The sequence below is a fragment of the Pirellulales bacterium genome (assembly GCA_019694435.1).
In the GTDB taxonomy this organism is placed as follows: domain Bacteria; phylum Planctomycetota; class Planctomycetia; order Pirellulales; family JAEUIK01; genus JAIBBZ01.
Genome location: JAIBBZ010000079.1, coordinates 1 through 3,883, shown reverse-complemented (window position 1 = coordinate 3,883; position 3,883 = coordinate 1). Strand labels below are relative to the sequence as shown.

General features: G+C 63.4%; 4 protein-coding genes. All 4 read right to left on the bottom strand.

What is annotated here, in order from left to right; translation table 11 throughout:
- Positions 1 to 535: phosphatidate cytidylyltransferase (locus tag K1X74_23375; GenBank protein ID MBX7169293.1), on the bottom strand; the 535-nt coding region annotated here is incomplete at its 3' end.
- A 32-nt stretch (positions 536 to 567) separates the two neighbouring features.
- Positions 568 to 1,287 (bottom strand): isoprenyl transferase, encoded by a 720-nt coding sequence (locus tag K1X74_23370; GenBank protein MBX7169292.1) that lies wholly within the window; start codon positions 1,285 to 1,287, stop codon positions 568 to 570.
- Between the two features lie 79 nt (positions 1,288 to 1,366).
- Complete coding sequence (locus K1X74_23365; protein ID MBX7169291.1) at positions 1,367 to 2,656, bottom strand: adenylosuccinate synthase; 1,290 nt, start codon at positions 2,654 to 2,656, stop codon at positions 1,367 to 1,369.
- A gap of 823 nt (positions 2,657 to 3,479) precedes the next feature.
- Positions 3,480 to 3,632 carry a hypothetical protein gene (locus K1X74_23360; GenBank protein MBX7169290.1) on the bottom strand — a complete coding sequence of 51 codons (153 nt, stop codon included), beginning with the start codon at positions 3,630 to 3,632 and terminating at the stop codon, positions 3,480 to 3,482.
- Positions 3,633 to 3,883: the final 251 nt, after the last annotated feature.

The window sequence follows — 3,883 nt, the reverse complement described above, 5'->3', positions numbered from 1 at the left end:
TCAGCCGGCCCACGGTGTACGCGCCCGTGTCACCCATCTTCACCACGATCACCAGGGCCAGCAGCCCGGTCAACCCTGCGGCGGAACCGCCGAGCATCCGTAGCTGCACGGTAAACGACAGCAGCAGACCCACGTAGGCCACGCCGAAGGTGGCCAGGCCGACATTGGCGATCACGCCGCCTGGTTGCCGGTAGCGGCGCATCTCGCCGGCCAGCGCCGCCATGAAGCTGAGCGTAAAGGCCAAGAGCGGCCAGCCCAGCCGCTCCAGCGGATGTTCGTCGCTCACCGGACGAATGAACAGCGGCACGGCGTTGCTGAGCACCACCAGCAGGCTGCCGCCGTAAATCACGCCGGCCAGCGGGCGATATCCTCCGGCAGCCAGCAGCGAAACCACTTCTTGCGCGGCCAGAATCGTCAGCATCAGGGCCACGCCAAATAGCACCGCGCCGGGCATCGCCAAGGAATGATCGAGCCACACCAGACCCACCAGGGCGGCGATCAATACGGCTCCGAGCAACAATCGCCAGCGCAGCAAGCTAGGGCGCTCCTTGGCTTATTCGAATGTGGTTAGCCGTTCAGACCGCCAAAGCGGCGGTCGCGCCCCGCGAAGTCGCGGATTGCCTGGTGCAGGTCGCTTTCGCGAAACTCGGGCCAGCAGTGCTCGGTGACCCAGATTTCGGCGTAGCTGATCTGCCAGAGCAAGAAGTTGCTCACCCGCATTTCGCCCGCCGTGCGAATCAGCAAGTCGGGGTCGGCCATGCCAGCCGTGTACAAGTGGTTGGCCACGGTCTGCTCGTCGATGTCGGCGGGCGCCAATCGGCCGGCTTGCACTTCGGCGGCAATCTGCCGCACCGCGTCGACGATCTCCAGCCGGCTACCGTAGTTGATCGCCAGGCAGAGCCGCAGGCCGGTGTTCGACGCGCTCAGGTCGATCGTCTTTTGCATTTCCCGCTGCACGGTCTCGGGAATGTCGCGGCGGCGGCCGATGACATTGACGCGAATGTTCTGCTCCATGATCGTCGCCCGCTCTTCGATCATGTACTGCTCGAGCAGGTGCATCAGGAATTCGAGCTCGCGCTGCGGGCGCTTCCAGTTCTCGCTCGACAGGCAGTAGAGCGTCAGCTGCTCGATGTCGAGCCGGGTACACTCCTCGGTGACCCGCCGCACGCTCGCCACGCCGCGGCGATGCCCCTCGATGCGGGGCAGACCCTGCCGCTGCGCCCAGCGGCCGTTGCCGTCCATGATGATGGCGATGTGCTTGGGCCGCGCCTCGCGGGGCACGTCCAGCTCTGCGGCGGTCGAAGTCGATATCTGGGACACGGCGGTCCTGCCCCCGGGCAAGGTGTGCTTCGTTTCTAGCGTCCGCTCAGCCTGTACGCTCGGCAAAGATCGTTTGTTCGCGGTCGGGCCCCACCGACACCACTTCCACCGGCCGGCCAATCAATTTGCTGATCCGGTCCAGGTACTCCCGGGCCTGGCGCGGCAGGCCGCTCATCGTCCGCACGCCGGTAATGTCCTTTTGCCAGCCGGGCACCGTCTCGAGCACCGGCACGGCGTGCCGCAGATCGTCAACGTGGCTGGGGAAATTGGTTACCCGCTTGCCATTGATTTCGTAGGCCGTGCAAATCTGCAGCTCGGGCAGCTCGCTCAGCACGTCCAGCAGCATGACGGCCAGCGCGTCCACGCCGCTCAAGCGGGCAGTATAGCGCACGGCCACGGCATCGAACCAGCCGCAGCGCCGCGGGCGCCGGGTGACCGTGCCGTACTCGTTGCCCCGGTCGCGAATGTGCTGGCCGACTTCGTTGTCTTGCTCGGTCGGAAAGGGGCCGCCGCCGACGCGGGTCGAGTACGCCTTGACCACGCCGATCACCTTCGAGATCCACTTGCCCGGAATGCCCGAGCCACTGGAGACGCCCACGCCCGAGCTGTTGCTGCTGGTGACGAACGGGTAGGTGCCGTGGTCGACGTCGAGCAGGGCGCCCTGGGCGCCTTCGAGCAGAATGCGCTTGCCGCCTTCGACGGCGTCGAGCAGGTACGAGGTCGTGTCGCAGACAAAGGGCTTCAGCCGTTCGGCGTAGCCCAGGTATTCGGTCGTGATCTCGGCGGCGTTGAACGGGTTGGGCGTGATCAGCGCGCCGATGCTGGTGTTCTTGGCCGCGGCGATGTAATCGAGCTTCTCGCGGAAGTTGTCGCGGTACAGGTCGCCCAGCCGCACGGCGAAGCTGCGGGCCACCTTGTCGCGATAGCAGGGACCAATGCCGCGCATCGTGGTGCCGATGTTCTCGCCGCTCGAACAGCTCTTGTCGAGGATGGCGTCTTCGGCGATGTGCCAGGGAAAGATCACGTGCGCGCGGTCGCTGAGCATCAGGTTGCCGCTGACCTTGACGCCGCGGCCGACCAGTCCGTCGATTTCCTGGAGGATGCTGGCGGGGTTGAGCACGACGCCGCCGGTGACGACGCATTGCACCTGAGGGCTGAGGATGCCGCTGGGAATGAGCGACAGCTTATAGGTTTGGCCGCCGGTGACGACCGTGTGGCCGGCGTTGCTGCCCCCTTGGTAGCGGACGACGATTTCGTGGTTTTCGGTGAGCAGGTCGACGAGTTTGCCTTTGGCTTCGTCGCCCCATTGCAAGCCGATGACGCAGGTAACACCCACCGCGGAACCTCACGTGCGAAAGAAAAGCGAGCGGCGCGAGAGCCGCGGCCCCGACCGGGCCCGAACCGCCGCGCCAAACCCACCAGTTTAGGACCCGCCGGCCGGGGCGGTCAAGGAGGTGTTATGAAGCAGTCCAAATGCCATTTACAACCAGGTGAAAGCTTAAATCCTTAGATGATCCCTCATGCAGATTGACTGGTTTCGTTCGGGGCAGACCATCTTGAATAGGCCTACCGAAAAGGTGGGCGACAATGCGGCTCCAAACCCGAGGGCATAGATATAAGCTGCCGGGCCAACCACAAGCGCGGGGTCGACGGCCGGGTCATAAATGCAAGTTGCCAGCGGCCACCCAAAGTTCCATACCTTTCAGCTGGGATCGCTGCCCGTGTAGCGAAAGTCGGGTGGACTAAATCGCCGTGTGAAGCTCACCGCGAGGGAAGCGCAGCTGATTGCCAGTAGCCATTGAAGTGCCGTCACGGGAAGCGTCTCACTGGATCAGCGGCAGTAGCGCGAAAACTTGAGCCATCGCGAGGCCAACCGAGATCGATAGGGCCGCCATCACACGCCAGGTTGAATGCCAATTCGCCGTGGCGATTAGGGTCGCCACTGGACAAACGCAAAGAGTCGCCAGACCCCAATATGCCAACAACTGGATGGGGCTGGCTGAGCCTCCGCCGAAACGTTCGACATATCGAGCAAGAGCAAGCGACAGTGTTCCCGAAATGTGAACCGCTGTGATGATTCTCCAGATCCAGCGCTCGCGCGATTGACTGGTATTCTTGCTCAATAGTTCGAATGCGTGGCGGTCCATCGTCGCAACCTCTCAAGCATTCGACGAGTGCCGTTTGCGCGGCGGCAACAGTGCGAACAGCGACAGCAGACTGAGCAGCGACAGCCAGCTCCAAGGCGACTGGCCAAAGCCGAGGAAGCCCAGGAACCCGAGAAAACTAAGGCAGCCTTCGCGACTGATGCGCATGACCATGCCCTCTAGTGGAATACCCCTTCGCGATAGTCGCTGGGTTGCGACGGTCATTCTAACAGGCCCCCTCTCAGGCGCCAAAACGGCTACCCAAAGGTACCTGGTGCGAAAATCGACCTCGTGCCGCTGCCATCCATAGGCGTCGCCCAGCAACACCCCGCTTGACATGCAACCAAGTAGTTGCATAATGCCGGCGTCGTCGGAACTCGCCGATTCTTGATGTTGCCGACGATCGGAACGGCAAATCG

Bases quoted from the DNA above. Each gene is read 5' to 3' on its own strand.
- K1X74_23360 (MBX7169290.1), bottom strand. From the start codon at position 3,632: ATGCGCATCAGTCGCGAAGGCTGCCTTAGTTTTCTCGGGTTCCTGGGC.